The following is a 25,500-nucleotide window of genomic DNA, read 5'->3' on the forward strand; positions in this document are numbered from 1 at the left end:
TGATATTGATGATGTATTATAATTTCAGTAAATTTGATTACAGGAACAACAAAATGTCAATAGCAAAAGAATCGCATACAGAACTTAACCCGGTGCAGGTTAGCTTGCTTAGGTTATTTAACCGCCCGATGTCTGAAAAAGAAACATTGGAGTTGAAAAAGCTATTGACAGATTATTACGCCGATCAACTGGGAGACGAAGTGAACAAAGTAGTATCAGAAAAGGGATATAACGCGGAAGATTTTGATAATATGTTAAACGCCGACAGTTAATGCGTGCTGTGATTGATACCAATTGCCTTATTGCATCAATTCCCGCTCAAAGTCCGCACTACTGGCTATATAAGGCCTTCAGAGATCACCAATTTGAATGATTAATAAGCAACGAAGTATTGACAGGATATGATGAATTGCTTACTTCTTACTATTCTGAGCGAACCGCTGCGATTGTATTAAATTTACTAAGTGTAGCGCCTAACGTTTTTTATATCGAAACTTATTTTAAGTGGAACCTTATCGCGAACGACCCCGATGATAATAAATTTGTAGACTTAGCGATCGCGGGAAATGCAAACTATATTGTTACGAATGATAAGCATTTTAATGTTCTGCGGGATGTTGAATTTCCTGAACTTAATGTAGTATCGCTCAATAAATTCAGAGAGCTAATTTTAGGACATTAGGTTTTTTGATGCAGAACCCATAAACTCTTAATCTTCAGATCAAGACATAGTTCCTGAAAAGTGTTAAAATAAAAAATAAACATGTGATAAGCCCAAAAGAGTCTGCAAAGTCAACTTAATCAAATAAATTAACAGTTCAAAATGGCGTTACCTACCGCATAGGCTTTCCGCTCATACTATACAGGCTCTTAGCCTGGTGGCCGGTATCCGCTGCCTTCCTAATACAAATTAAGACTCTCATTATTAAATCCCCCAAATACTCCCCTTCAGGGGGCCGGGGAGCCAAACTATTGTATATATGCCAGCTTCACGTCCTTATACGCGGGCTTGGTCAGTTGCTTCTTCAGTCCCTTAAAACTTTCCATAGGTCCTTGTGCGGCAAACATGTTGATCAGCCACGCCGGTACCGAGCCGCCCGGATCGAGGTGAAGGGTATAAACAATACTTACATGACTGGCGTCAACCGGGGTGATCACCCAGCGGCCGGTCGAGTTTTCAACCCTGACAATGCCTTCCTTTGCGGGCACCATGTTTGATACAACCGGCGCGTCGATGGTTACAACCTTCGTTTTAGGATCCTGCGTCACCTTAAGATGTGCCACAAAATCGCGGTTATGTACCGGCCAGGGGATGTTCACTTCCGAGTAGTAATAAATATCAGAAGGCGAAACCTCTTTAATGACAGTGGCCGATTTGGTGTGGTATACCCACTCGCTGCAGGTTTTGATATCCATAAGTACGGCTACCAACTGGGCGGCTGTAGCATTGAAGGTGCATTCTACTTTGATAGCCTTGATCTTTGAATCGGCAATATGGCGTGTAAAAACCTTGATGCCGTCTTTGTTGGTATTTAAAGCCCAGGGTTCGTCAGTAGCAGTGGGGGCAGCGGCAACTCTTGTTGTAAATAATAAAATTGCAATAGTAAGTATCCGGTACATGATGGTAGCACGTGTAAATAAGGTTTGGTAAAGGTATGTACAAAAACAGGCCGGGATTGCCCGGCCTGTCAGTAAAAGGTCATTTGATAGGGTTGAATGTTAAAATATGAAAATGCTATGGCATTCAGCCGTATTATTTTATCTCAAATACATAGCTGCCTGCATTTGCTTTATACAGCGCTGGGTTGCTGATGGGTTTGCCGTTTAACCAAACTTTGCCTGCCGGAAAGCTGATGACTGCCGTTGAATTTGCCGGCACGGTAACTTTATAGGTTACGGTATTGCCGTCGCGTTTCCATGATGATATAATATTGCCATAAGGGCCTTTGTGCGTAGCGGTAAATTCATTTAAACCCTCAACAAAATGAGGTTTCAGTAATATATTTTTAAAGCCGGGACGCTCGGGATCGGGGTGGATCCCGGCTATGCCTTTATATAACCATGCGCCAATCTCGCCAAACATGATGTGGTTCAGTGAGATATCAGATTTGGCATCAATGGCCCAGTTTTCATACAGCGTGGTAGCTCCGTTTTTTATCCACCAGCCCCATGAGGGGAAGGTTTCCTGCGAGGCTATCTTGTAAGCAACATCCGGGTAGCCGTTATCGCTTAATGCGCTCAAAATGGCTTTGGCGCCCAGTATTCCCACATCCAGGTGAAAGTTGTCGGCGGCAACACGTTTGGCAAGGTTGGCGGCTACTTTGTGTTTCATATTATCGGGCACAATACCCCAGTAAAGCGGTACGCTTAATTCGGTTTGCAGGCCTTTGCCATAAATACCGGTTTGGGTATCCAGGTATTTAGCGTTAATGGCATCCCTGATTTTGTTGGACAATGCGGTATACTTTACATAATCTGCCTGTTTGCCTAATATTTTAGCCGCTTTAGCCAGGATGCTTGCATCTGTATAATAATAAGCAGATGAAGTAAGCTCAACCGGCGAAACTGATTTTACGGGCACCCAATCGCCCAGGCCCCAGGTGGTAAGCCCTGTTGGGTAGAGTTCATCAATATGATTTACATATTTTTTGATGGCGTTGTAGTTATCAGCCAGCAGTTTGCTATCGCCATAAAATAAATAAATATTGTAGGGGATAATGGCGATGGTGCTGGTCCAATCCGGGCCGTTAGCCCATTCATAGCCCCAGCCCGCTGTCGGGATGACAGCCGGAAGCACGCCGTTGGGCTGTTGCTCGTCGCGGTGATCTGCCAGCCATTTTTCGTAAACGGTAATACCGTCAAAGTTGTACAGGCCTGTCTCGCTGGCAATATGGGCATCGCCCGTCCATCCGTTCTTTTCACGCTGCGGGCAATCGGTAGGGTAGCCGAACAGGTTGCTGAGGTAGCTATTGTTGGTAGCCCACCAGATGCTGTTAATAGTTGGGTTGGAGGTTTTTACCATCCCTACAGGCTCCACATCGCTATGCATAAAAAAAACTTTGATGTTTTCCTTGCCAATGCGGATGGGCTTACTGCTGCTCACTTCAATGTATTGAAAACCTTTATAGTTAAAGCGCGGGGAAAATGTTTCTTCGCCATGGCCGCCTAAAATAAAAATATCGGTCTGAAATGGGTCTTTATCATCAGTGGGGCGGTAGTGCATGTCAATGTTTGATTGATCAACATGGCCGTTTTTATTTAACCTTTCGGCATGTTTCAGGCGGATTACCGTGCCTGAATCGCCTTTAACGGTAATCTGGCTTACACCCGATATATTCCTGCCCATATCAAACACCCAAACGTTATCATCAATTTTAGTAACGCTTTTGGTGCTGATGGTATCAACCGCGCGGATTGGCTGCATGGCCTGCGATACAATGTTCATGGATGGGGCTGAGCGTACCATTACCGGTTCCCATTTGCTGTCGTCAAAACCGGCGGTATTCCAGCCAGGTTGCTCTAAACGGCCATCGTAATGTTCGGCTGTATAAATGCTGTTAAAAACAACCGGGCTTAGTGATGTTTTCCAATCGGCGCCTGATTTTACGGTTTCAACCGAACCATCGGTATAAGTGATCCGCAGGTCCATACAAAAAGCAGGTCTGCCGCGCCATGGCGCCTGGTGATAATACCAAACCGCTGTGCTCTGGTGGTTGTACCATCCGTTACCCAATAATACCCCTACCGCGTTTTTGCCGCTTTGCAGCTGCTGAGTAACATCGTACGATACATAAAGCGTACGCCTGTCAAACCGGGTGTACATCGGGTCGAGGCGGTGGTTGCCTATTTTTTTGCCGTTTAAGTACAATTCGTACAGGCCGGCAACCGCGATATAAGCCCTTGCCGAGCGAACTGTTTTGTTAACCTTAAATGTATTGCGGAAGTAAGGTGCGGGGTTAACCGCGATACCTTTATGGTCGCTGATCCACGTTCCTTGCCAGTTTTGCATCCCCAGCATCCCGGTTTCAAAGCTGCTTACAGCAGATGGCGCGAGTTTTTTACCGGCCTGGTTCCAAAGCTGCACCTTCCAAAAATATCTGGTAAAAGGTTTTAATGGCTGGCCGTTATAAACAGCGAGGTTACTTGACGAAGCAATTTTAGTTGGCGGCATTATATTGCTTTTTCCGGCGGCAACGGCGGCAGAATCGGTACTTATAAAAAGCTGGTAAGCGCTTTGGGCGGCACCCTGTGCCTTATCGTTCATTAACCAGGTAAGACGGGGGTGTGTGGCATCAATGCCGATTGGGTTCACCAAATACTCGCACTTAAGCCCAACTGCAGATGGGGTTTGTGCATAGTTACGGGCAGAAAAACAAAATAGCAGGATAATGCAAAGCGAGAGCTTACATAAAAAGTGTTTCATGTGGGTTAATATAGCGGTTTATACAATATTGGCCGGAGCCCGTGATATGTTTTCACAATTAAACAATGTTAACAGGATGGGTTGGGATTGGCATCCTGAACTGTCTGAACCGGGATTTGGGGGGATTTAGATGATTTATCGGATTTGCTTAGCATTCTGTTTATTCCTAAATTCCATAAATTCTGATTTATACAAAAATTCCATTAATCCCAAAAATCTTCCCAAATCCCGGTTCAGACAAAATCCTGAGCATCCGGTAAATCTCCCCAAATCCCGGTTCAGACAGTTCAGATAATTTATACATTTGCACCATGAGCAAGTTATGGCAAAAAAACACCAACGTTAACGAACTGGTTGAGAACTTTACTGTTGGCCGCGATCGCGAATTTGATGAGCAAATGGCGGCTTTTGATGTTTTAGGATCATTGGCGCATACCCGCATGCTGCAGAGCGTTGGCCTGATGGATGATGCCGATCTTGAACTTGTTCAGCGCGAACTGAAAAACATTTACTCCGATATAGCCAAAGGCGGTTTTAAAATTGATGAGCATGTAGAAGATGTGCACTCGCAGGTGGAGCTGCTCCTGACACAACGCATTGGCGATGCCGGCAAAAAAATTCACAGCGGCCGTTCCCGTAACGATCAGGTTCTGGTCGATCTGAAACTATTTTTTCGTAGCCAGTTGCAGGATCTGGTTGAAAGTACCGAAACGCTGTTTCGCCTGCTTATTGAGCTGAGCGATAAGCATAAAGATATTTTGCTGCCGGGCTATACCCACCTGCAGGTGGCCATGCCCTCATCATTCGGCTTATGGTTTGGGGCTTATGCCGAAAGCCTGGTTGATGACCTGGAGCTGGTTTTGGCCGCTTATCGTATCACCAATAAAAATCCCCTTGGTTCGGCGGCAGGTTATGGCTCGTCGTTCCCCCTAAACCGTACGTTAACTACGCAGCTTTTAGGTTTCGATAATCTGAACTATAACGTGGTTTACGCGCAAATGGGCCGTGGTAAAACCGAGCGCGTTATTGCCCAGGCCATCTCAACAGTTGCAGCCACGCTTGCTAAAATGGCTATGGATCAAACCTTGTACCTGAGCCAGAATTTTTCGTTTGTAAGTTACCCGGATGCATTAACTACGGGCAGCAGCATTATGCCGCATAAAAAAAATCCGGATGTTTGGGAAATTATGCGCGGCAAGTGCAACCGCCTGCAGGCGCTGCCAACGGATGTTGCCATGATGACCACCAACCTGCCATCGGGCTACCACCGCGAACTGCAGTTATTAAAAGAATTATTGTTCCCGGCCTTTGCCGATTTGAAGCACTGCCTGCAAATGGCAACCTTTATGCTGCAGAACATCACCGTGAAAACGGATATTTTAAATGACACCAAATACGCCTATTTATTCAGTGTGGAGGAAGTGAACCGTTTAACTTTAAGCGGCACACCCTTTCGCGATGCTTACAAACAAGTAGGTTTGGCTATTGAGGCCGGTAACTTTAACCCCGATAAAACGGTGAACCATACTCATGAAGGCAGCATCGGTAACCTGGGTAACGACCAGATTACGGCTGCATTTGATAAACTGGTAGGTAATTTTGATTTTGGAAAAGTGGAAGAAGCTGTAAAAAGTTTGGTTGAATAAGAACGATAGTGTCTCAAAAAAAGTGATTTTGAGGAACGGTTATCCTGAATTTGCTTCTGAAAAATCAGCCTTAATCAGGAGGCTCGTTCTTCACAGTTCGGATTGCTTAGTCTTCAAAAAACGGTCGGATGAATGGGGGTAATCAAAACTCTAATCGGTGTAATCCCAGAAACAAAAATCAATCGGTGTAATCCCCCAAAATATGAACGGACAAAACAGAAGCGATATATATCCTGGTCTTGAGGTTGACATCATCCTGAAAAAAGATCAGCGCACCGGCACGCTTACCCGAGGCTTTGTAAAACGCCTGCTCACCAGCGCCGCCTATCACTCCCGCGGTATTAAAGTACAATTAGAGGACGGGCAGGTAGGTCGCGTAGCCTGGATTGTAGAAGAAGACAATTAAAGTTTTGTATCTTCATTTAATTTACACCAAACATAATCATATTTAAGGTGTAAATGATTTGATATGCCTCCAAAAGCCAAAACCAAAACAAAAGTATTTTTTAGTATTGATGCGCATTACCGTCTGCTCATATCCCTCGGTACTGCTGCCGTAGCGCTGTTTTTTAGCTGGGCGCATTTTTCGGCCCCTACAGTGGCGCTGGTAACCTGGCTGGCCTTCGGGTTCTCCATTATTGTTATGGATTGGGTAATTATCCTTACCGCCAATCCTGCCGAGATCCGCAAAATTGCAAGTATTGAAGATTCGAGCCGGACATTAATATTTTTATTCGTGATAGCCGCCTCACTGATGAGTTTGCTGGCCATAGTGCTGTTGCTTTTATCAACCAAAAATCAATCGGACGCCGTAGTTACAGCCCGGGTTTCACTGGCAATGGCTTCTGTGGTTGTTTCGTGGTGGTTGGTGCATACTATTTTTACCTTAAGGTACGCGCACATGTACTATTCTACTGATCCCGATGCTGACAGAAAAACAAAACCCCTGGGCGGCCTCGAATTTCCGGGAGATCTGAAGGAACCTGATTACCTCGATTTCGTATACTTCTCGTTTGTTATCGGTATGACATTCCAGGTATCAGACGTTGAGATATCCTCGCGCGCTATCCGCAGGCTGGCATGGATGCACGGCCTGATCTCTTTCGCGTTCAATACCGCTATTGTTGCGTTAAGCATTAATATTATTTCGGGTATGGTATCGAAGTAAACTTCGGCTTTGGTTTTTTGGCGCTTGCGATAAGGAGCAACGATTTTTATAGATAGCGTTCTATCAGCCGTGGTAAATTTTTAGGCGCGCAAAGATTCTGTGTTGAAATGCAAATATTTTTAATTTTGTTAATCTATAACAAGGCCTCTCATTACTGAAAGGCCTTACTCAAATATCTAAATCTAAAAGCTTATCTCGCTTTATAAGGTTTAGCCTTTTTTACCGGGTAATGCGGTTTGCCGTTAGGGTTAATTTCAGGTGCGCCAACCATGGTCATTGCGCAACGGAAACCAACTTCGGCGCTTGCCTCATCCTGATCCATGAAACGGCGTGTAGCAGGGTTTAACCAGTAGGCCATATCATTCCACGAGCCACCTTTGTAAATTTTGGAGTGGTCGTTTACGAGGGTAGTAGTGCCGTAAAGGGCTTTGTTAACTTCATCTTTTTCGCCCCTCGCGTCAGGGTTGTAGGCTTTGCCCGAGTTTTTAGGCGATAGTGAGTCTGCCGGTAACGAGGCTTGGGTGTTATTAAGCGGCGCGTTGGGGTTTGCAGACTGCGCTACGGAATTTTGCTGCTGCAGTGCAAGCATGTCGGCGTATTTTAATTTTTTGCCTGAATAAGCCGGATCTTTAATTGGCTTGCCGTATTTGTCTTTTGCGTAGCGGCCTTTAGATGGGTCGGCCAGGCGTTTGTTGGTAAATTCGTTACCGCGGAAAGGGTTGAAATCTTCCACCTCTTCAAACGACGTTTGGCGGTAAGTATCGGCTACCCATTCGTTAACGTTACCCGCCATGTTGTATAAGCCAAAATCGTTAGGTTGGTATGAACGCACAGGCGCTGTGATATCGGCTTTATCATTAAGGTAGCCGCCTACGCCCGCGTTATCACCGGCACCACGTTTAAAGTTAGCCATGATCAAACCCCGGGTTTTCTTTTTGGCCGAACGTACGCCAAGGCCATTCCATGGATAAACTTTGCCATCGTCGATATTTTCGAACTGGGTATTGCCAGCCAGCGCAAGCGCGGCGTATTCCCATTCGGCTTCTGATGGTAAACGATAGTTTTGTTTCAGGATACCATCTTCCATACGTACGGGGCGTACAGCTTTGCCACCTTTACCGGTACCGGCCTGGGCGTTAGGGCTCAGGTTCGGCATCATCTTTTTGCCGTCGATACCAGGGCCGGTCATCTGGCCATTCAGGTAGATATCGGTATTGAAAGGCTGTCCGTTAGCAGCTATACCCGCATCGCCGCCTCCGCCTTTTTTGCCCATATCTTTCCAGGCAACCATGCGGCCTGTTTCACGTAAAATATTTTCGTTGGTACGGTCGGTACGCCATGAGCAGTAGGCCTGTGCCTGGTCCCAGGTTACACCAACAACCGGGTAATCCTGAAAGCCGGGGTGACGGAGGTAGTTATCCACGTAAGGCTCATTATATGATAATTTTCGGCGCCATACCAAGGTATCGGGTACGGCGTTATAATATAGTTCACGGTCAGACGGGAAGGTGATGTCTATCCAGTGCAGGTAATCAAGCCAATCCTGGTTTGATACTTCGGTTTCGTCCATATAAAACGACGGAACGGTAACCCTGCGCCTAACGTTGTTGTAATCGTAGGTTACATCCTGATCGGCGCTGCCGCCCATTACAAAGGTTCCGCCTTCAATGGGTACCAGGCCGGGGCCCGGAGCAGGGTGTGTCTGCCTGAAACGCTGGTAACCACCATTATTTTTGTCGTTGTAGGTGATACCCGTTTTTTGCGATTGTTCGCGTTTACTGCAGCTACTCATCACGGTACCTAAAACCAATAGTCCAAGAGCAGTTTTAGTAAAAAGTATTTTCATATTTTTACAGTTATATTAAGTGGTAAATTTATAAAAAAATGTATACAGTGCTTAGTTCGGTATGCCATTATTTATAAATAAATTACAACAGTTGTCAGTCGTTTTAACGAAAAATTGATGAAATTAGTTGCGCCGATTTTATTTTTGATTTCGCTATCTATAAAAACGCGGCTTGAAAAATATACACCAAACATTTAGTTAATTTGTGTTTACAAACACCGTACCACCTAATCGCTATAAATGAAGTTTTTTACGTTTAGCCGCGTTGTATTATTAGCGCCGTTTTTATTGCCTGTTATGGTAGAGGCTCAAACAGGTACCAATACCAACGGAAGTAATGTTAACGCTATACCTACCGAGGTAGCTTTCTTAAACATTTCGCCCGATTCACGCTCCGGCGCAATGGGGGATGCCGGCGTGGCTTTAACGCCCGATGTTAACGCCAATTTCTGGAATCCATCAAAACTTGCATTTTTAGAAGCAGATGATGCGTTATCATTATCATACAGCCCCTGGTTGCGGCACCTTGTACCTGATATCAGCCTGTCATACCTAAGCTATGCGCACAAAATTGATGAGCGCAATACTTTAGGGGCCTCGCTGCGTTATTTTAATTACGGCTCCATTCCGCTGGCCGATGATAACGCTAACCAGCAAGGTAATTACACCCCTAACGAATTTTCGCTTGATGTTTCCTTTGCCCGTAAGTTTGGCGATAATTTTTCGCTTGGCCTTACCGCGCGTTATATCCACTCTAATATCTCGAGCGTGGCGTTTGCTACCAATGCAGGGCAAACCACCAAAGCCGGTAATGCTTTCGCGGCCGATATTTCCTTATACTACCGTGCACCCTATGGCGATGGCAATACATTCGCTTTCGGTACCAATATCTCCAATGTGGGCACCAAAATCGGCTTTAGCGATGTCGGTCAGAAGTACTTTTTGCCAACAAACCTCAAAATCGGTGTTGCCAATACCTGGAAACTTGACGAAACCAACGAACTTACCGCCACTTTGGATCTGAATAAACTATTAGTACCTACTCCGCCGATCCGCGATGCGCAGGGCAATATCATTAAAGGGCATGATAACGATGTATCGGTTCCGGCAGGGATTTTTCAGTCATTTGGCGACGCTCCTGGCGGTTTTAGTGAAGAAATAAAAGAAGTTACACTTTCTCCTGGGGTTGAATACTGGTATAACAAACAGTTCGCCCTCCGTACCGGTTATTTTTACGAAAACCCGATGAAGGGTGGACGGCATTACCTAACTATGGGTGTGGGCTTTAAATACAACGTTTTTGATTTTGATTTTTCATACCTGGCAGCCAGCCAGCAAAACAGCGCCCTGGCAAATACATTGCGTTTTACGCTATCGGCAAATTTTGGCGCTACAAAATAATGATGGGTAAAATAAAAGTAGGTTTCGGGTTTGATGTACACCAGTTAAAGGAAAATCATCCATTTGTTTTAGGCGGAGTTAAGTTGGAGCACCATGCGGGTGCTTACGGACACTCGGATGCGGATGTATTGTTACATGCCATTTGCGATGCTTTGTTAGGCGCAGCCAACCTCCGCGATATCGGCTTTCATTTCTCTAACAAGGACGACAAATGGAAAGGCATCAGCAGTTTAGTTCTGTTAGAGCATGTAGTAGCGCTGCTGAAAGAGAAAAACTATGCGATTGGTAATATAGATGCCATGGTATGCCTTGAAGCGCCCAAAATCAATCCGCACATCCCGGCCATGAAAGGGTATATTGCCCGGGCCGCCGGTATTGAGGAAGAAGATATATCCATCAAAGCTACAACCAACGAGCAAATGGGCTTTATTGGAAGGGAAGAAGGTGTTGTGGCTTATGCCGTTTGTTTGATTGAGCGGGGTTAACAGCCGGAGTTGCAAACTCCAGGCATAATCGTCCGAAGTTGAAAACTTCGGACAGCGGTTTCAAAACTTCGCAGCGGCAAATATCTGTTTTTAAAAAAAAATTCTGTAGTTCCATCAGCTACAGGATTTTTTTCTATTTACTAAAGTGTTTGTAAAGCAGATAGCCTATTACAATTAACAAAGCAATGCCTATAATAACATAAAGAGGCTTAGTTTTCTTATTGTCGGTATCGCCAACCTTCACATTACCGGTACGCTTTAACACGCCCCAACCGCTCAACTCGCCTTTAAGCGCTTTACGCACCGATTTAAACAGCACGTAATACATCAGCTGCCGCCACATAAAGCGCTGCGGAATGATGTAAACGAGTTTTCTGTAATCTTCTTTCTCCATCCGGAAGGCGATGATGCCTACGATAAAATCAACAATTACAAAAGCCACATAATAAAGAAGCATTTTCTCCGGTTTTTCGCCAAACAAGGCAAACAGCATCATCAAATCGGCCAGGGGAGAGAACAACGGCAATATGATCTGGAATATAAGGATATTAGGCATACCTACCATCCCGAAAAATTTATACTTTTTATTAAACAGCGCGTCGCGGTTTTTCCAGAAGCTTTGCATCACGCCGAAACTCCAGCGGAAGCGTTGTTTCAGCAGCATATTGATGGTTTCCGGCGCTTCGGTATAGGCAACAGCGTCGGCACAGTTACGTACCACGTAGCCTTGTTTAAGGATGCGCATTGTCAAATCGCAATCTTCGGCAAGGGTGTCATAAGTAAAGCCGCCTGCTTTAAAAATGGCCGATTTGCGGAAGGCCCCGATAGCACCGGGCACTACAGTGATGCTGTTGATCAGATCGAACGCCCGGCGGTCCATATTTTGCGCCGTGATGTACTCGATCGATTGCCAGCGGGTAATGATATTGGTTTCATTACCAACTTTTACCGTACCGGCCACCGCGCCAATCTCGGCATCGGTAAAGTAGGTCATCAGCTGATAAACGGCATCGGTTTTAAGCTGCGTGTCTGCATCGATACAAACCACAAAATCATTCTGAGCATGGGTAATGCCAAAGTTCAGGGCCGATGCTTTACCACCGTTTGGCTTGGTTAAAATTTTAACCAGCGGGTTATTGTTATAAGCCGCCTCTACAACGGCATAGGTTTTATCCTTCGATCCGTCATCAACAAAAATAATTTCGAATGACGGATAATCGGTTTTCAGCAAACTCTGGATGGTAGCCACAGCGTTTACCTCCTCGTTGTAAGCCGGCACTATAATGCTTACCGGTGGCATTGCATCGGTATCGCGGTTCAGTCTTTTTGATTTTTTATCCTCACTGCGCTGTCTCACCGCCAAAATCCCGATTAATACGATACGTCCAATAGCCAGGAATATGGCCGAGAGGAAGATATAAACGAGTGTCCAGTTCAGGTAATAATAACCATGCACAAACATATCATAGGCCGGACCAAAAATGCCGGGTTCGGCCTTGATCGGAGGCATCAGATCGGCTTTGGTTTTGCCCAGCACATCCGCAATAGTGGTAAATTCGTAACCGTGCGATTTAAAATAATGAATAATCGTCGGCAACGCTTTAACAGTTTCTTCGCGGGTATCGCCGCCGGCATCGTGCAGTAAGATCATCGATCCGTTATCTTTTTGACGGATAGTACGTGCGATGATGCTATCGGCAGTTACACCGGGCTGCCAGTCCCATGGGTCGATAGATTCGCCGATGGTGATATAGCTTTGGCGACGGCTTTCGGCAACCGGGATAACCTCGGCAAGTGTTTGCGGCTCGGCATCGGCATTAAACGGAGGCCTGAACAGAATGGTGCTACGCCCGGTAACCGATTCGATAAGCTTACGCGTTGAATTAAGCTCAAGTACTACGCGCTGCAGGCTGATGGTTGAAATATCCGGGTGGAAAAATGTGTGATTGCCAATTTCATATCCTTCTTCATATTCACGCCGCAATAGCTGCATGTTTTTTTCGGCCATCGATCCTACAACGAAGAAAGCAGCGGGCACGTTTTCTTTTTTCAGTATATCAAGGATGCGTGGTGTAAAGTCAGGATCCGGGCCATCATCAAAAGTTAAAACCACTTTTTTAGGCGCATATCCATACCTGCGGATCACGTATTTGGTTGGCAGCTTTTTATAAATTTGATCGAGTATGGTGTAGGTGGTGGTATCCATCTTCACGTCAATCAAACCGGTAGTAGGAGTGGTAATCAGGTCAAGTACTTCGCCCTCGCCATCGTAATCAACGTTTACGCGGTTATTTAAACCTACCGTGGTTAATTTTTTCATGTCGATACCGGTCTTCCTCAACGAATCGATCGAAAGGTTTTTCTGGAAGAAGGTCCACAATCTTGGATCCTCGGCACCTAAACGCCATAGGGCCACGCCGCCCGTTGCCCAGTCGTCCGCCATGCGGATCACGTTAAAATTGGTAGAGGCATCGGTAAAGTAAACGATATGGTCAAGGCTGTCCTTGTCCATATAGGTATAATGCAGGTTGGCAGAATTAGGATCAAAGATGATCTTGCTTTTATGCTCATCGGCCGTACTGATGGTTTGCTGGTACCCCATCGATTTGCCTACACTATTCTCGCGCCAGTCGAACGCGCCGCCTGCAAAAGTTAAGATAATCTTTTCGGAAGGTACCTTCGAACAAACATCATCCAGTATTTGTTCAACCCAGCGTTGGTTTGATACATCGCCGGCGTTGGTTGCCTCATAGTGCTCATCAATAGCCATGATGAACAGGAAATCATTAATATGCTGAAGCCTGGATATGTTATAGGCTTCGTCTTCAGGCACCACGTTTTGCGTTACAAGAAAACCTTTTGCATGCAGTACCTTGTATAATTCGTTCTGGAAAGCTATATAGTTTTTGCTGTTGCGATCGCGAAGTTCGTCAAAATCAACATTAATACCTTTTAGCTGGTATTTGGTAAGCGCGTTTACAATGCTGTTAATAAAGCCGCTACGCAGCCTCGGGCTATTAACTATGCGGTCTACATCTTTGGTATCGTACCCGCCGCTTACGTTATTGTAGTTAACATAGTTTGAAAGCGATACAACAATAGGCTTTTTGTACTTTTTGTTGAGGTTCATCAAACCGGTATCCAGTTTGGTGATAACCGTATCAACCTTAGGTGCGATAAAAAAACCTTCGCTTACCACCATGTCAAGGTGGGATAGGTTAACTACCAACGAGTTGTAAGCCTGTGGCTCCCAGGCACGATAAAAGGCCGCGTTTATGCGGTCTTTGTTATTGGGTTGTTTGCGCTGATGCAGTTTACGAGCCCGTTCAAGCGCCTCGATCTCGGATTTCTGAATGCGGAAGGATTTAAATTTCGTCGACCTTTTGAGCTGATCCAACTCCTCCTTGCTCATTTTTTTGGGCGCCGGGTTAAGGTTCGGAAGGTCGGGGTAATAAGTAGAACGGATAGTAACGATTACGGCTACGATACCTATAATCAATACTAACAGCAATATACGGCTGAGCCATTTAAAACGGTTCCACCTACCTGGGTTATCAGCCTGAAAAACTTGCTTGCTTGATGACATTAAGTGATTTACTTTGTTAAAAGTATAGGTTACTTATGAAGATTATATGAATGGTATTGCTTAGCGCCGGTCGTTTTTACCCGGTTCAATGCCCGAAAAATCAACTCCGCATTTGCAGTTACCACCGCAAGCCTTTTTGGTTGTAAGGCTTTTATACATCATGCGGCCCAGGTAAATAACCGCGGCTGCAAAAAGCAGTATAACAATGATATTTTGCATGTTCATATTACAAAATTAAGCATTATTTAACATATACGTATATTGCGCGGCATTAGTATCAATTTTTACAAGGGCATGAAAGCTACAGTGCCGCCAACCCAATTAAAATCCTTATTATAGCGTACACCTATCATTTTCCCGCGGCTTAACCTTGCCAGGTTTATGGCCAGCGTTGGCTTTTTGTCGCCATCGGGCCAAAGGTACAGTAATCTAATCTCGGCCTTAACGCCGCCTTCCGGCGATTGCACTATGGGCTGATAATTAACCTTTTGCTGCAGGATCCAGTTTTCGGGATCGGTAACAGCTTCAAGATCCTTTTTACTAATATCGATGATCACGCCCTGACCTGCAAACGAAAACAATGGTTTAAGCACATAGTTTTCGAGGTCGGCAGGAATTACTTCTACCTGGTGCAAAAAACGGGTTTCAGGTACGTAGCTGCCGCTTAAAAAAGGCATGGTGAATTTGCTTACGCGATAAAACCAGTTGGGGTGGGTAACCCACTCAACCTCCAGTGGCTGACGGATATCGGCCACTTTGGTAAATATGGCAGGGTCGCCCGCTATCTCATCAAATATCAGTCGGTTATATATCCGTTTTATCTGTATTTTTTCGTCGCCGGCCATGTAGTAAAGCTTTTTGCCTTCCTGTATCAGATCGCTTAGCGATACTACCGGGGTACCAATATACTTTTCGGTGAGATAAAAGTCGACCGCCGTTTTTTGTTCGGGAGCGTTTACATCCATCAAAACCACTTCGTCGGGCCGGTATGGGCCGATAATGGTTTTTTTGAGCAGATCGAGATAGCTGTCCTTGTCCAATCCACCGAAAAATATGGTTTCATCTGCGCTTAAACCGTAAAGCTCCCGGTAAGTATCGCCCAAATGAAGCTGAAAACCGTAAAGAGACGGAAAGCCCTGCAATTCGATAAGTTTCGGAACGATGTTGCCCTCGTTATCTTCACAAACTCCAAAATCGAGCGCGATGAAATGCGGGTGATCGTTTTCGTTGGCTACGCGCCAAAAATCGGGAATGGCACGTTCGGTCATTTCCTTAAAGCCGGGCTGCATAATGGTGTCAATGATGCTGTTGCCGGCTGCTATCAACCGATCCCTGAAATCATCAGTTAAAAAAACGGGTGTTTCGGCCACGCGGAATGGTACGGGTTCTTTTAAACCGGCGTTCAGCTTATCAAGGAATTGCTGATATTTCTCCTGGGTGAATTTATCGTTAAATGTTTTTCTGACTGATGGGTTCATAGTTATTCCTTTGTCTGAATCAGAATTTACAGAATTTGAGAATTAGCAGAATATTTTTGAATTAGAGATTATCCAATCTGAATGACATTTTTATTTCTGTTAGAACAAAATCAGTAAAATCAAAAATCATTGTATTCCCAACAAAAAAATCCGAAATCGAAATTCCGAACTCCGAAATTACTTCACATACATATTCTCCAAAGCCGCATCCAAAAAATTAGGTATCAGGGTGTTTTGTGTATGCGTTATCTTGTCCGGGTCGTCAAGCCGCTGCAGCATTTCGAGATATTTTACTTCTCCATGCTCGTTAATTACTTCCCGTTTTTTTTCTTCGCGCATCAGCATGCCTTTCATGCCCATGGCGTCGGCTTCCGGATGAAACTGTGTTGCAAAAAAATAATCGTTATACCTGATGGCCATCATAGCTCTCGGTAAATCAACATGGGGGCGTTCTTTTTCTATGGCAACCAGTTGCATGTTCAGTTCCTTAAACCGTCTATCATCCGGGTTAATTACCTGCCAGCTGCGCGAATCGACTGCATAAAACGGTTCGGCAAGGTTTTTAAATAACGGTTCATCCAGCCCCGGGGCTGTTTTATTAACCGGCAATATCCCAAACGACGGCGACCTGCGCATGTTGATATCGCCCAGCTTATAATGCCTGCACATTAACTGGAAGGAGTGGCATACAAAAAATACATGCTTTTTATCGCTGTTATTGCCCAGGTTATGATCTTCCAGCTTATCCATCAACCTGAAATATTTTTTCTCCCATTCAGTGCCTTCAGTTTCCAATGGGTTGCCGGGGCCACCGCTTGATAAATAGATATCAAAGTTAAGACCGGCCATTTCGCATTTGCGGCGCACATCAAAAATCTGGTAAGTTAAATCCAGATCGTGTTTAGCGCTGTACCTTTTCAAAATGTCCTGGAAACCGCGCATACCTTCGTTCGCTATCCCATCGTACAGATCAAGTATGGCTACTTTTATTGCTGGTTTCATAAGCAGGCCCCCACTAAATCTCCCCCGGTAGGGGAGACTTTCTTATTTTCATTATTTAATTTTCGCATACGTTAAGCTTTCTTAAGCTCTCCCTTCCGGGGAGGGTTGGGTGGGGTTGTGGGGTTTACAACCCCTTCAACGTTTGTGATGTGATGTAATCAACCACATCGGTAAAGTTATGGTTTTGCTGGTAAATAGCCAGTTGCCTGTCGGCGCCGGTGCCGTGTTCCAATATGTTATGCACATATTTAAGGTCATCGCGCGAACCCAGATCATCTACCACATCATCCACAAAATCAAGCAGCTCAAGTACTAACGACCGGGTATTTACTTCCATCTCCTTGCCAAAATCAATCATTTTACCATCGATACCGTAGCGTGCGGCGCGCCATTTATTTTCGTTAATGAGCGCGCGGGAGTAATTGATGAATTTCATATTTTGTGAGCGAAGCTTGTACAGCTTGGCACAAAGCGCCTGGAACAGGGCGGTGAAAGCGATGGTTTCATCCACCAGCATCGGGCAATCGCAAATGCGGAATTCGATGGTTTCGAAAAAGGGGTGCACCCGGATATCCCACCATATCTTTTTGGCGTTATCAATGCAATTGGTTTTCACCAGCAGTTTAATGTACCGGTCATACTCCTCAATATTGTTAAAATAATCGGGGATGCCTGTACGCGGAAATTTATCAAATACCTTGGTTCTGAATGATTTAAACCCGGTGTTGCGTCCTTCCCAAAACGGCGAATTGGTTGACAGCGCATACACGTGAGGCAAAAAGTAGCGCACCTGGTTGGCTATGTGAATGGCCATATCCCTTGATTGGATACCCACGTGCACATGCAAACCAAAAATGAGGTTTGAACGGGCAGCCTCCTGCATTTCATCCACTATTTCAAAATACCTTGGGTGGTCGGTAATAAGCTGGTGTTGCCAGTGTGAAAAGGGATGGGTTCCGGAAGCCCCGATGCGCAGGCCGATATCGCCTGCCAGTTGGGCCACGGTAGTGCGAAGCTTGCTCACCTCTTTGCGGGCCTCCTGTGTGTTACGGCAAATGTGTGTGCCTACTTCAACCACGGCCTGGTGCATCTCGGCCTTTACCTGGTCTTCATGGATCTTTTGCGCGCTATCCACAATTTTTTGCTCATGCGATTTCAACTCCCGCGATACAGGATCGATCACCATAAATTCTTCTTCAACACCTAAGGTAAACTCGTTCATAATTGGTTTGGTTATAACTCGCTATTAAAACCCTCTCCAGGGAGCGGGTGCATTGGTTAGGCGTAAAAGAAGGGTGTGTTTTAGCACGGATAAACACACCCTATATCCTCTCAAAAAGGAAGCCGCGCAGGCAATTATTTCTTAACCGACTTTTTAGGCGCTGCTTTTTCTTTCACAGCAGGTGCCGCTTTTTGTTTAGCTGCAGGCTTTTCTTTGATAATGGCTTCTGTTTTTTCTTTCACAGCAGGCGCAGTTTTTTCTTTTGCAACCGGCGCCTTAACAACTTTGGTTTTCGCAGTCTTCGTTTTTCCTTCATCCTCAATAGTATGGTCAACTGCCGCTACCGAAACATCGGCTTTAACAACTTTGGTAGCCGCCGTCACTAAGGATGTTTTTGCTACCGACGTTTTCACATATTCGCCCCAGGTAAGGTTGTCTAAACCGTCTTTCTGTTTTTTGGCGCGTTCAATGGCATAATCGGCGGCGGTTTCTACTACCCAGTCAAAGTTTTCCTGGCCTACGCTGTTCACGTCGGCGTCGGGGGCAGGGTTGCAGAAATCTATGGCGTAAGGTATGCCATCGCGCACCGCAAACTCTACAGTATTAAAATCATAGCCTAAATATTGGTTTAACTTTATTACGTAATCTTTAACCGTATCCAGCAGTTTTTTGGCAGCAGGTGCTTTACCATGCTCATAGCGCAAATGGTGCGGGTTGCGCGGTTCGTATTGCATAATGCGTACGTGCTTGCCGCCAATGCAATAGCAGCGGAAATAATCATCAAAAACAATTTCTTCCTGCAGCATCATTACGTATTGTTTGGTTTTGTTGTATTTCTCGAAGAAGTCTTTGCTATCATCCAGTTTATAAACCTCTCTCCAGCCGCCGCCGTCGAAAGGTTTCATATAAGCCGGGAAACCTACGTAGTTAAATATACCGTCCCAATCTAAGGGATAAGCGAGGTTGCGGAACGACAGGTTGGTGGTATCGTCTGGTAGTTCTTTTGAGGGCAGGATCACGGTTTTGGGTACCGGTACGCCAATTTTAACGGCAAGGGCGTTGTTGAAAAACTTTTCGTCGGCGCTCCACCAAAAGGGGTTGTTGATAACAGCTGTGCCACAGATGGCCGCGTTTTTTAAGGCTGCGCGATAGTAAGGAACATCCTGCGAGATCCGATCGATGATCACGGCATAGTCCAGCGGTTCGGCCTGCATTACTTTGTCGAGCCTGACAAATTCGGCGCTGATGCCTTTTTCTGCTTTTTGGTTTACACGGTCGACAAAGGCCTGCGGAAATGAATTCTCCTGTCCGAATAAGATGCCAATTTTTTTCATGGTAGATGGTAGTTTATTTTATTGTTTTTTGGGGTTGCTATTTCATAATTCACTAATTCAATAACTCACTAATTCACTAATTACCTTATGGTTGATAAATAATGCGGAAACATTTCGCGCCATATAGGCCAGTCGTGATTGGCAAAAGGGCGGATGTCCAGCCAATGCTTAATGTTTTTTCGCTTTAAGATGTTTGATAGCTCAATGTTGTAGCCTTTGCAGATGTCGTGCTCGGATGTGCCAAGTATGATGTTCATCTTCCATAAATCACTATGGTTATTGCCGGGCAAAAAATCTACCGGGTTGTTATAAAATATGGTGTCATCATAATAACCATCGGTAAACATTTTGATATTGAAGGCGCCGCCCATGCTAAACAGGTGTTTCACCTTTTCGGGATGTTTAAAGGCGAAGTTGGCGGCATGATATCCGCCAAAACTGCAGCCTGCCACGGCAACGCGGCTAACGCCGGTTTCGTGAACGGCCCAGGGGATCAGTTCGTTTACCAGCATGCGGTCGTAGCCTTCGTAGGTTTTGGCGCGGTCGGCCGGGTGGATGCCTTTGTTGTACCAGCTGCGGTCGTCGATGGTATCGGGGCAGTAAATCTTTACCAGGCCGTTATCAACAAACCAGCGCACACTTTCAATCAGCCTGAAATCTTTATTTTGATAGTAGCGGCCCTTGGTGGTGGGGAACAGGATCACAGGGTAACCCCGGGTGCCAAATACCAGCATTTCCAGATCGGTATTGGTATTGGGAGAATGCCAACGATGGTAATTTTCTGTCAAAAGCGTGTAGTTTTTATAATGACTGTAAGTTAACAGCTTTGTTTGACATAGGCAACAGCCTGATAATATTAATCATACACCCGCCTAAGTAAAAAGTATAGCTTACTTTTGCGGCCTTAATTTTAATTTAGACAGATAGAGATGTACCCCGGGTGGCTTGATACTGAAATGACGATAACGCAACAAAATATAACTATAAACTCCGAATTGCTTGAGCGGGAAGTATCATTAACTATCCTGAAACCGGAAGACAATGATGTTATTGAACCGCTGAGTTTGCTGCTGCTTAACGATGGGCAGGAGTTGGAAAGCCTTGGCCTTAAAAGCACCCTTGAAACTTTATACAATACCCATCGCATAAAACCTGTATTGGTTGTAGCCATCCACGCAGGAGAAAACCGCCTTGATGAATATGGTATTGCCGGTAAGCCCGATTTTAAGCACAGGGGCGGTAAAGCCGAAATCTACACGCAATTTATAAAGCAGGAATTATTACCTCGGTTAGAACAATTAACAGGCTTTAGTGAGTTTGATACCACGGCTTTTGCCGGATTTTCATTAGGGGGACTATCTGCTTTTGATATTGTATGGAATAACCCGGAATTGTTCAGGAAAGTGGGCGTATTTTCAGGATCATTTTGGTGGAGGGGAAAAGACCTGGCCAAAGGTTATACCGATGCCGACAGGCTGATGCACCAGGTAATTCGCGAAACAAAAAATAAACCGGCTATTAAAGTCTGGCTGCAAACCGGCACGAAAGACGAAGTCAGCGACCGGAATAATAATGGTATTATAGATGCTATTGATGATACTACCGACCTGATAGCCGAAATGGAGGCCAAATGCTTTAAACGGCCTGATGATATTCAGTACGTTGAAGTGGTGGGAGGGACACATGATACCGCTACCTGGGGTAAGGCTATGGCTAAGTTTTTGATTTGGGCTTATGGGAGATAGGGAATATTTTTGTAAATTAGCTTTACTATGGGAACAGGGATAATTGCAAAAAAATTTGAAGTATTACCTGATAACCTTAAGCTTAAGGTTGAGGGGTATATTGACGCTTTACTTATTGAGAACGGGATCAGCATAAGCGATTCTGCAGAGCATAATAGCATAGCTGAAAATAAAGTGCTTGAAATTAAGCCAGGTTTCGGAGGTGGAAAAGGGATTATTGGTTATATGGCCGATGATTTTGACACGCCTTTAGATGATTTTAAAGACTATATGTAAGCCATGAACTATCTTTTAGATACTCATGCTTTTTTGTGGTATATAGATGGGAGTACTGAGTTGTCTTTACTCGCAAGGGCTATTATTGAAGATAAAAATACTGTTAAGTTTATCAGTACAGCTACTTTATGGGAAATTTCGATAAAGATAAGCTTACGTAAGCTAACTTTGACTTTGAACTTTGAAGCACTTCCTGATTTTATTACAAGTAATATGTTTAATGATCTGGCCATAAAATTTAAACATCTTCAACAACTCGGCAAATTGGAGCATTATCATCGCGATCCTTTTGATCGGCTAATTATTGCTCAGGCTGTTACCGAGAATCTTACAATTATCTCCGCTGACCAGCACTTTGCGGCCTACCCTGTAAACATAGTTTGGTAAACTCAATGTTAATTCTAAACTATAAGGGTTAAACGCTTTATAATCTCATAATTTAACCGTACCTTTGCGCCAAATTTATAGAGGCATTTTCATGCAAAAAATCAGAAATATTGCGATAATCGCGCACGTTGACCACGGTAAAACTACTTTGGTTGATAAAATCCTGCACAGCTGTGCCATTTTCAGGGACAATGAGCAAACCGGAGAGTTAATACTTGATAACAACGACCTTGAACGTGAGCGTGGTATCACCATCGTTTCAAAAAACGTTTCGGTAAGGTATAAAGATGTTAAGATCAACATTATCGATACCCCTGGTCACGCCGATTTTGGCGGCGAGGTTGAGCGTGTATTGAAAATGGCTGATGGTGTGTTATTGCTTTGCGACGCTTTTGAAGGCGCCATGCCTCAAACCCGTTTCGTAACCCAAAAAGCTTTGGCTTTAGGCCTTAAGCCAATTGTGGTTGTAAATAAAGTTGATAAAGAGAACTGCCGCCCTGAAGAGGTTTACGAGCAAATTTTCGAATTATTCTTTAACCTTGAAGCTACCGAAGAGCAGCTGGATTTCCCGGTGATCTACGGTTCGTCAAAACAAGGCTGGATGAGCACCGACTGGAAAAAGCCAACGGAAGATATATTCCCATTGATGGATGCTATTTTGGAAAATATTCCGCCTGCACCTATCGCCGAAGGTACATTGCAAATGCAGATCACCTCGTTAGATTATTCATCTTTCGTAGGCCGTATCGCTATTGGTCGTGTAGCCCGCGGTACCATCAAAGAAAATATGCCGGTATCGTTGGTAAAACGCGATGGCACCATCCAAAAATCGAGGATCAAAGAACTTTACACTTTCGAAGGTTTAGGTAAAGTTAAAGCTACTGAAGTAAAATCGGGAGATATCTGCGCTGTTGTAGGGATCGACGGTTTTGACATCGGTGATACTATTGCCGATTTTGAAAACCCTGAGCAATTAGAGGTTATCAAAATTGATGAGCCAACCATGAACATGTTGTTCACCATCAACAACTCACCTTTCTTTGGTAAAGAAGGTAAATTTGTTACCTCCCGCCACCTGCGCGACCGTTTATATAAAGAGATGGAGAAAAACCTGGCGCTTAAGGTTGTTGAAACCGAATCGCCTGATTCGTACCTCGTTTATGGTCGTGGTATCCTTCACTTGTCGGTATTAATTGAAACTATGCGCCGCGAAGGTTACGAGTTACAGGTTGGTCAGCCGCAGGTTATTGTTAAACAAATTGATGGCGTTAAATGCGAGCCGGTTGAAACCCTCATTGTTGATGTACCTGCCGATGTTGCCGGTAAAGTAATTGAGCTGGTAACCCAACGTAAAGGCGACCTGTTGATTATGGAGCCTAAAGGCGACTTACAACACTTAGAGTTTGAGATACCATCGCGCGGTATCATCGGTTTACGTAACAACGTATTAACCGCTACTGCTGGTGAGGCTATCATGGCACACCGCTTTAAAGCTTATGAGCCATGGAAAGGCCCGATTCCAGGCCGTTCAAACGGTGTATTGATCTCGATGGAAAAAGGCCAGACAACTGCCTACGCTATCGATAAATTACAGGATCGCGGTCGTTTCTTTGTTGACCCGGGTGTTGATATTTATGAAGGCCAGATTTTGGGCGAGCACATCCGCGATAACGATTTGGTGATCAACGTGGTTAAGGGTAAACAGTTAACCAACATGCGTGCATCAGGTAGTGACGACAACGTGCGTATTGCGCCGGCCATCAAATTCTCTTTAGAGGAATCGATGGAGTATATCCAGGCCGATGAGTACATTGAAGTTACGCCGCAAAGCATGCGTTTACGTAAAATCTACCTAACCGAAAACGAGCGTAAAATCAACGCTAAAAGGTTTGTTAATCAATAATTGATTATAATATGTTTTTTGGAAGCCTCTCCGGTTCGGAGGGGCTTTTTTATTTAAGGCGGATACGAGGCACCTACCGAGCCAAAAGCAGGTTTAATATCCTACAGGTAGCCAGTTTTATCGTTTTATACTCCGTGGGAGTAACGTATTTATAGAAAACATCATCAGGGTTCGATGATTTTGCTGGAACGCGGTAATTAGCTTTAGTCAACTTTTATAAAAGTTGATTTAACAAGCCGCTTGTTTCTCCGCTTTTGATTAGTTTCGAAATGGCATCGGTAATTCTCTTGTTTCGGCCAAATGAGAAAGGGAAATACCCGCTGCCATACATGTTCTGCACATTGATATGGGCCTCATCATTTTTAAACAGGATAGCTATTTTGGAGCCAATAGTCCAACGCCGTTCTTTATGAGCTGTTAAAAAAATTGCATTTGAGCGGTTTACCCGCCAACCGGCCTGCTCAAGTTCTTTTTTTAAAGTTGCCCGCAACTCTGTAACCGGTTGCTCAAGGTTAACTTTTATAAGTTTATTGTTTTTGATAATAGCCCGAAGCGACAGGATTGATAACACCAGCATGATTGGAAGTATTATAAAAAATGGCGTTGGTATGCCATTTTGCTTTATGTCGCTGATCTTAATTATATCCACAATAAGGAATATAATTATAAAGTGAAATGGCAATAAAAAATAGTAGTATTTTGAAATAAAATCGGCACCAACCCATTTTGCGCTTTGGCTGGCTATCGATTTTTCAAAATTTATTTTTTCAATTCAGACATTAGGCATCGTTTAAAAATAGCGCTTAAAAATCCAGCGGCCCCAGCCTGCGCATGTTTTTCATGATGAGGTACTGCCTGTGCCTTAAATATTTGGTAGGATTAGTAGCCGACCATTTCAACGGGCTCGGGAAGATCACCGCGATGGCCGCTGCCTCTTGCCTTGTTAAATCAGACGCTGATTTATGGAAATAAGCCTGCGAGGCAGCCTCAACACCGTAAATGCCATCGCCCATTTCAATTTCATTGAGGTAAACCTCCATAATGCGTTTTTTGCTCCAGAAGGTTTCTATCAGTATAGTGAAGTAAGCCTCAATACCTTTTCGTAACAGCGAGCGGCCTTCCCATAAAAAAACGTTTTTAGCTACCTGTTGCGATATGGTGCTGCCGCCAATCAGTTTTTTGCTGTGCGAGTTTTTTTCGATGGCTTTTTCAATGGCGTTAAAATCGAAGCCGTGATGTTCGAGGAAGGTCTGGTCTTCGGCGGCAACGGCAGCCCGTTTCATATTGTCGGAAATGTCGTCAAAGTCTTTCCATTTCTTATCTATCTTCCATTCTTTACCGGCAGCTTTGCGCTGAAAGCCGCGCTCGACCATGAGCCAGGTAAAAGGCGGGTTTATAAAACGATATGCGATTACCCCCAACAGGCTCAAACCAAAAAACAGGATAAACGTCAGTTTAACTATCCTGAATATAAGTTTAGGTATGCCGTAATATTTCGAATCCCATTTTGAATTCCGATTGCCCGACTTTGATTTCTGGTTGTTTTTGCCGAAAATTTTGAACACTGTTATGAATATTGCCTTATAAAAGAAGAGGGT

At 44.6% G+C, this 25,500-nt stretch carries 23 protein-coding genes; 11 read left to right on the top strand and 12 right to left on the bottom strand.

Annotated features, from left to right (window positions below; genetic code table 11):
* The first annotated feature begins 53 nt into the window (after positions 1–53).
* Positions 54–272, top strand: a complete 219-nt coding sequence (locus LX99_RS13320; protein WP_109608467.1) for a hypothetical protein — start codon at positions 54–56, stop codon at positions 270–272.
* 104 nt (positions 273–376) lie between these two features.
* The gene (locus LX99_RS26475) at positions 377–682 is read left to right on the top strand and encodes a putative toxin-antitoxin system toxin component, PIN family (RefSeq protein WP_407937406.1); all 306 of its coding nucleotides are present in this window, start codon (positions 377–379) and stop codon (positions 680–682) included.
* A gap of 287 nt (positions 683–969) precedes the next feature.
* Here LX99_RS26475 and LX99_RS13330 read toward each other — a convergent pair whose 3' ends face one another.
* Together LX99_RS13330 and LX99_RS13335 are read right to left on the bottom strand one after the other, a co-directional pair.
* A complete protein-coding gene (locus LX99_RS13330) occupies positions 970–1,620 on the bottom strand; it encodes an START domain-containing protein (RefSeq protein ID WP_109608322.1) in 651 nt (216 codons plus the stop codon).
* Between the two features lie 133 nt (positions 1,621–1,753).
* Positions 1,754–4,423 carry an alpha-L-rhamnosidase gene (locus LX99_RS13335; protein ID WP_109608323.1) on the bottom strand — a complete coding sequence of 890 codons (2,670 nt, stop codon included), beginning with the start codon at positions 4,421–4,423 and terminating at the stop codon, positions 1,754–1,756.
* A gap of 311 nt (positions 4,424–4,734) precedes the next feature.
* Between LX99_RS13335 and argH the strand changes: the two genes are divergently transcribed.
* From argH to LX99_RS13350, 3 genes are all read left to right on the top strand, one after another.
* The gene (argH, locus tag LX99_RS13340) at positions 4,735–6,069 is read left to right on the top strand and encodes an argininosuccinate lyase (protein ID WP_109608324.1); all 1,335 of its coding nucleotides are present in this window, start codon (positions 4,735–4,737) and stop codon (positions 6,067–6,069) included.
* A 202-nt stretch (positions 6,070–6,271) separates the two neighbouring features.
* Positions 6,272–6,475 (top strand): YwbE family protein, encoded by a 204-nt coding sequence (locus LX99_RS13345; RefSeq protein ID WP_022830012.1) that lies wholly within the window; start codon positions 6,272–6,274, stop codon positions 6,473–6,475.
* A gap of 63 nt (positions 6,476–6,538) precedes the next feature.
* Positions 6,539–7,237, top strand: a complete 699-nt coding sequence (locus LX99_RS13350; protein ID WP_109608325.1) for a DUF1345 domain-containing protein — start codon at positions 6,539–6,541, stop codon at positions 7,235–7,237.
* 190 nt (positions 7,238–7,427) lie between these two features.
* Here the strand turns inward: LX99_RS13350 and LX99_RS13355 are convergent, their stop codons facing one another.
* Positions 7,428–9,083, bottom strand: a complete 1,656-nt coding sequence (locus tag LX99_RS13355) for an SUMF1/EgtB/PvdO family nonheme iron enzyme (RefSeq protein WP_109608326.1) — start codon at positions 9,081–9,083, stop codon at positions 7,428–7,430.
* A gap of 240 nt (positions 9,084–9,323) precedes the next feature.
* On the opposite strand from LX99_RS13355, the gene porV reads away from it, so the two are divergent.
* Both porV and ispF read left to right on the top strand, forming a co-directional pair.
* Positions 9,324–10,484: a type IX secretion system outer membrane channel protein PorV gene (porV, locus tag LX99_RS13360; protein ID WP_146203118.1), complete on the top strand. Its 1,161-nt coding sequence runs from the start codon at positions 9,324–9,326 to the stop codon at positions 10,482–10,484.
* The gene (gene ispF / locus LX99_RS13365) at positions 10,484–10,969 is read left to right on the top strand and encodes a 2-C-methyl-D-erythritol 2,4-cyclodiphosphate synthase (RefSeq protein ID WP_245927909.1); all 486 of its coding nucleotides are present in this window, start codon (positions 10,484–10,486) and stop codon (positions 10,967–10,969) included. The genes porV and ispF overlap by 1 nt, the downstream gene beginning before the upstream one ends.
* Positions 10,970–11,102: 133 nt before the next feature.
* Here the strand turns inward: ispF and LX99_RS13370 are convergent, their stop codons facing one another.
* From LX99_RS13370 to LX99_RS13400, 7 genes are all read right to left on the bottom strand, one after another.
* Positions 11,103–14,555, bottom strand: coding sequence for a glycosyltransferase (locus LX99_RS13370; RefSeq protein ID WP_109608328.1), 3,453 nt, complete (start codon positions 14,553–14,555; stop codon positions 11,103–11,105).
* Positions 14,556–14,615: 60 nt separating this feature from the next.
* A complete protein-coding gene (locus LX99_RS13375; protein ID WP_109608329.1) occupies positions 14,616–14,780 on the bottom strand; it encodes a FeoB-associated Cys-rich membrane protein in 165 nt (54 codons plus the stop codon).
* 59 nt (positions 14,781–14,839) lie between these two features.
* Positions 14,840–16,033 (bottom strand): hypothetical protein, encoded by a 1,194-nt coding sequence (locus LX99_RS13380; RefSeq protein WP_109608330.1) that lies wholly within the window; start codon positions 16,031–16,033, stop codon positions 14,840–14,842.
* Between the two features lie 177 nt (positions 16,034–16,210).
* Positions 16,211–17,035, bottom strand: coding sequence for a type 1 glutamine amidotransferase (locus LX99_RS13385; protein ID WP_109608331.1), 825 nt, complete (start codon positions 17,033–17,035; stop codon positions 16,211–16,213).
* 124 nt (positions 17,036–17,159) lie between these two features.
* Positions 17,160–18,257, bottom strand: coding sequence for a carboxylate-amine ligase (locus LX99_RS13390; protein WP_109608332.1), 1,098 nt, complete (start codon positions 18,255–18,257; stop codon positions 17,160–17,162).
* 134 nt (positions 18,258–18,391) lie between these two features.
* Positions 18,392–19,591, bottom strand: coding sequence for an ATP-grasp domain-containing protein (locus LX99_RS13395; RefSeq protein WP_109608333.1), 1,200 nt, complete (start codon positions 19,589–19,591; stop codon positions 18,392–18,394).
* Between the two features lie 80 nt (positions 19,592–19,671).
* Positions 19,672–20,379 carry an alpha/beta fold hydrolase gene (locus tag LX99_RS13400; RefSeq protein WP_109608334.1) on the bottom strand — a complete coding sequence of 236 codons (708 nt, stop codon included), beginning with the start codon at positions 20,377–20,379 and terminating at the stop codon, positions 19,672–19,674.
* Positions 20,380–20,547: 168 nt separating this feature from the next.
* Between LX99_RS13400 and LX99_RS13405 the strand changes: the two genes are divergently transcribed.
* The 4 genes from LX99_RS13405 (at position 20,548) to typA (ending at position 23,902) form a co-directional block, all read left to right on the top strand.
* Positions 20,548–21,336: an alpha/beta hydrolase gene (locus tag LX99_RS13405; protein ID WP_245927910.1), complete on the top strand. Its 789-nt coding sequence runs from the start codon at positions 20,548–20,550 to the stop codon at positions 21,334–21,336.
* A gap of 27 nt (positions 21,337–21,363) precedes the next feature.
* Positions 21,364–21,612, top strand: coding sequence for a DUF2281 domain-containing protein (locus LX99_RS13410; RefSeq protein WP_022833479.1), 249 nt, complete (start codon positions 21,364–21,366; stop codon positions 21,610–21,612).
* Between the two features lie 3 nt (positions 21,613–21,615).
* The gene (locus LX99_RS13415) at positions 21,616–21,999 is read left to right on the top strand and encodes a type II toxin-antitoxin system VapC family toxin (protein ID WP_109608336.1); all 384 of its coding nucleotides are present in this window, start codon (positions 21,616–21,618) and stop codon (positions 21,997–21,999) included.
* A gap of 91 nt (positions 22,000–22,090) precedes the next feature.
* Positions 22,091–23,902: a translational GTPase TypA gene (gene typA, locus LX99_RS13420; RefSeq protein ID WP_109608337.1), complete on the top strand. Its 1,812-nt coding sequence runs from the start codon at positions 22,091–22,093 to the stop codon at positions 23,900–23,902.
* 214 nt (positions 23,903–24,116) lie between these two features.
* Here the strand turns inward: typA and LX99_RS13425 are convergent, their stop codons facing one another.
* Both LX99_RS13425 and mtgA read right to left on the bottom strand, forming a co-directional pair.
* Positions 24,117–24,479 (bottom strand): hypothetical protein, encoded by a 363-nt coding sequence (locus LX99_RS13425; RefSeq protein WP_146203119.1) that lies wholly within the window; start codon positions 24,477–24,479, stop codon positions 24,117–24,119.
* A gap of 226 nt (positions 24,480–24,705) precedes the next feature.
* A complete protein-coding gene (gene mtgA / locus LX99_RS13430; RefSeq protein ID WP_407937407.1) occupies positions 24,706–25,374 on the bottom strand; it encodes a monofunctional biosynthetic peptidoglycan transglycosylase in 669 nt (222 codons plus the stop codon).
* Positions 25,375–25,500 lie beyond the last annotated feature (126 nt).

The sequence above is a fragment of the Mucilaginibacter oryzae genome (assembly GCF_003148845.1).
Taxonomy (GTDB): domain Bacteria; phylum Bacteroidota; class Bacteroidia; order Sphingobacteriales; family Sphingobacteriaceae; genus Mucilaginibacter; species Mucilaginibacter oryzae.

Excerpts from the sequence above, each read along its gene's own strand:
- LX99_RS13330 (WP_109608322.1), bottom strand. The coding sequence starts at position 1,620 with ATGTACCGGATACTTACTATTGCAATTTTATTATTTACAACAAGAGTT.
- LX99_RS13375 (WP_109608329.1), bottom strand. The coding sequence starts at position 14,780 with ATGAACATGCAAAATATCATTGTTATACTGCTTTTTGCAGCCGCGGTT.
- LX99_RS13345 (WP_022830012.1), top strand. The coding sequence starts at position 6,272 with ATGAACGGACAAAACAGAAGCGATATATATCCTGGTCTTGAGGTTGAC.
- LX99_RS13405 (WP_245927910.1), top strand. The coding sequence starts at position 20,548 with ATGACGATAACGCAACAAAATATAACTATAAACTCCGAATTGCTTGAG.
- porV (WP_146203118.1), top strand. The coding sequence starts at position 9,324 with ATGAAGTTTTTTACGTTTAGCCGCGTTGTATTATTAGCGCCGTTTTTA.
- LX99_RS13350 (WP_109608325.1), top strand. The coding sequence starts at position 6,539 with ATGCCTCCAAAAGCCAAAACCAAAACAAAAGTATTTTTTAGTATTGAT.
- LX99_RS13385 (WP_109608331.1), bottom strand. The coding sequence starts at position 17,035 with ATGAAACCAGCAATAAAAGTAGCCATACTTGATCTGTACGATGGGATA.
- argH (WP_109608324.1), top strand. The coding sequence starts at position 4,735 with ATGAGCAAGTTATGGCAAAAAAACACCAACGTTAACGAACTGGTTGAG.
- LX99_RS13370 (WP_109608328.1), bottom strand. The coding sequence starts at position 14,555 with ATGTCATCAAGCAAGCAAGTTTTTCAGGCTGATAACCCAGGTAGGTGG.
- LX99_RS13410 (WP_022833479.1), top strand. The coding sequence starts at position 21,364 with ATGGGAACAGGGATAATTGCAAAAAAATTTGAAGTATTACCTGATAAC.
- LX99_RS13390 (WP_109608332.1), bottom strand. The coding sequence starts at position 18,257 with ATGAACGAGTTTACCTTAGGTGTTGAAGAAGAATTTATGGTGATCGAT.
- LX99_RS13415 (WP_109608336.1), top strand. The coding sequence starts at position 21,616 with ATGAACTATCTTTTAGATACTCATGCTTTTTTGTGGTATATAGATGGG.
- LX99_RS13320 (WP_109608467.1), top strand. The coding sequence starts at position 54 with ATGTCAATAGCAAAAGAATCGCATACAGAACTTAACCCGGTGCAGGTT.
- LX99_RS13395 (WP_109608333.1), bottom strand. The coding sequence starts at position 19,591 with ATGAAAAAAATTGGCATCTTATTCGGACAGGAGAATTCATTTCCGCAG.
- ispF (WP_245927909.1), top strand. The coding sequence starts at position 10,484 with ATGATGGGTAAAATAAAAGTAGGTTTCGGGTTTGATGTACACCAGTTA.
- LX99_RS13355 (WP_109608326.1), bottom strand. The coding sequence starts at position 9,083 with ATGAAAATACTTTTTACTAAAACTGCTCTTGGACTATTGGTTTTAGGT.
- typA (WP_109608337.1), top strand. The coding sequence starts at position 22,091 with ATGCAAAAAATCAGAAATATTGCGATAATCGCGCACGTTGACCACGGT.
- LX99_RS13335 (WP_109608323.1), bottom strand. The coding sequence starts at position 4,423 with ATGAAACACTTTTTATGTAAGCTCTCGCTTTGCATTATCCTGCTATTT.
- LX99_RS13425 (WP_146203119.1), bottom strand. The coding sequence starts at position 24,479 with ATGCTGGTGTTATCAATCCTGTCGCTTCGGGCTATTATCAAAAACAAT.
- LX99_RS13380 (WP_109608330.1), bottom strand. The coding sequence starts at position 16,033 with ATGAACCCATCAGTCAGAAAAACATTTAACGATAAATTCACCCAGGAG.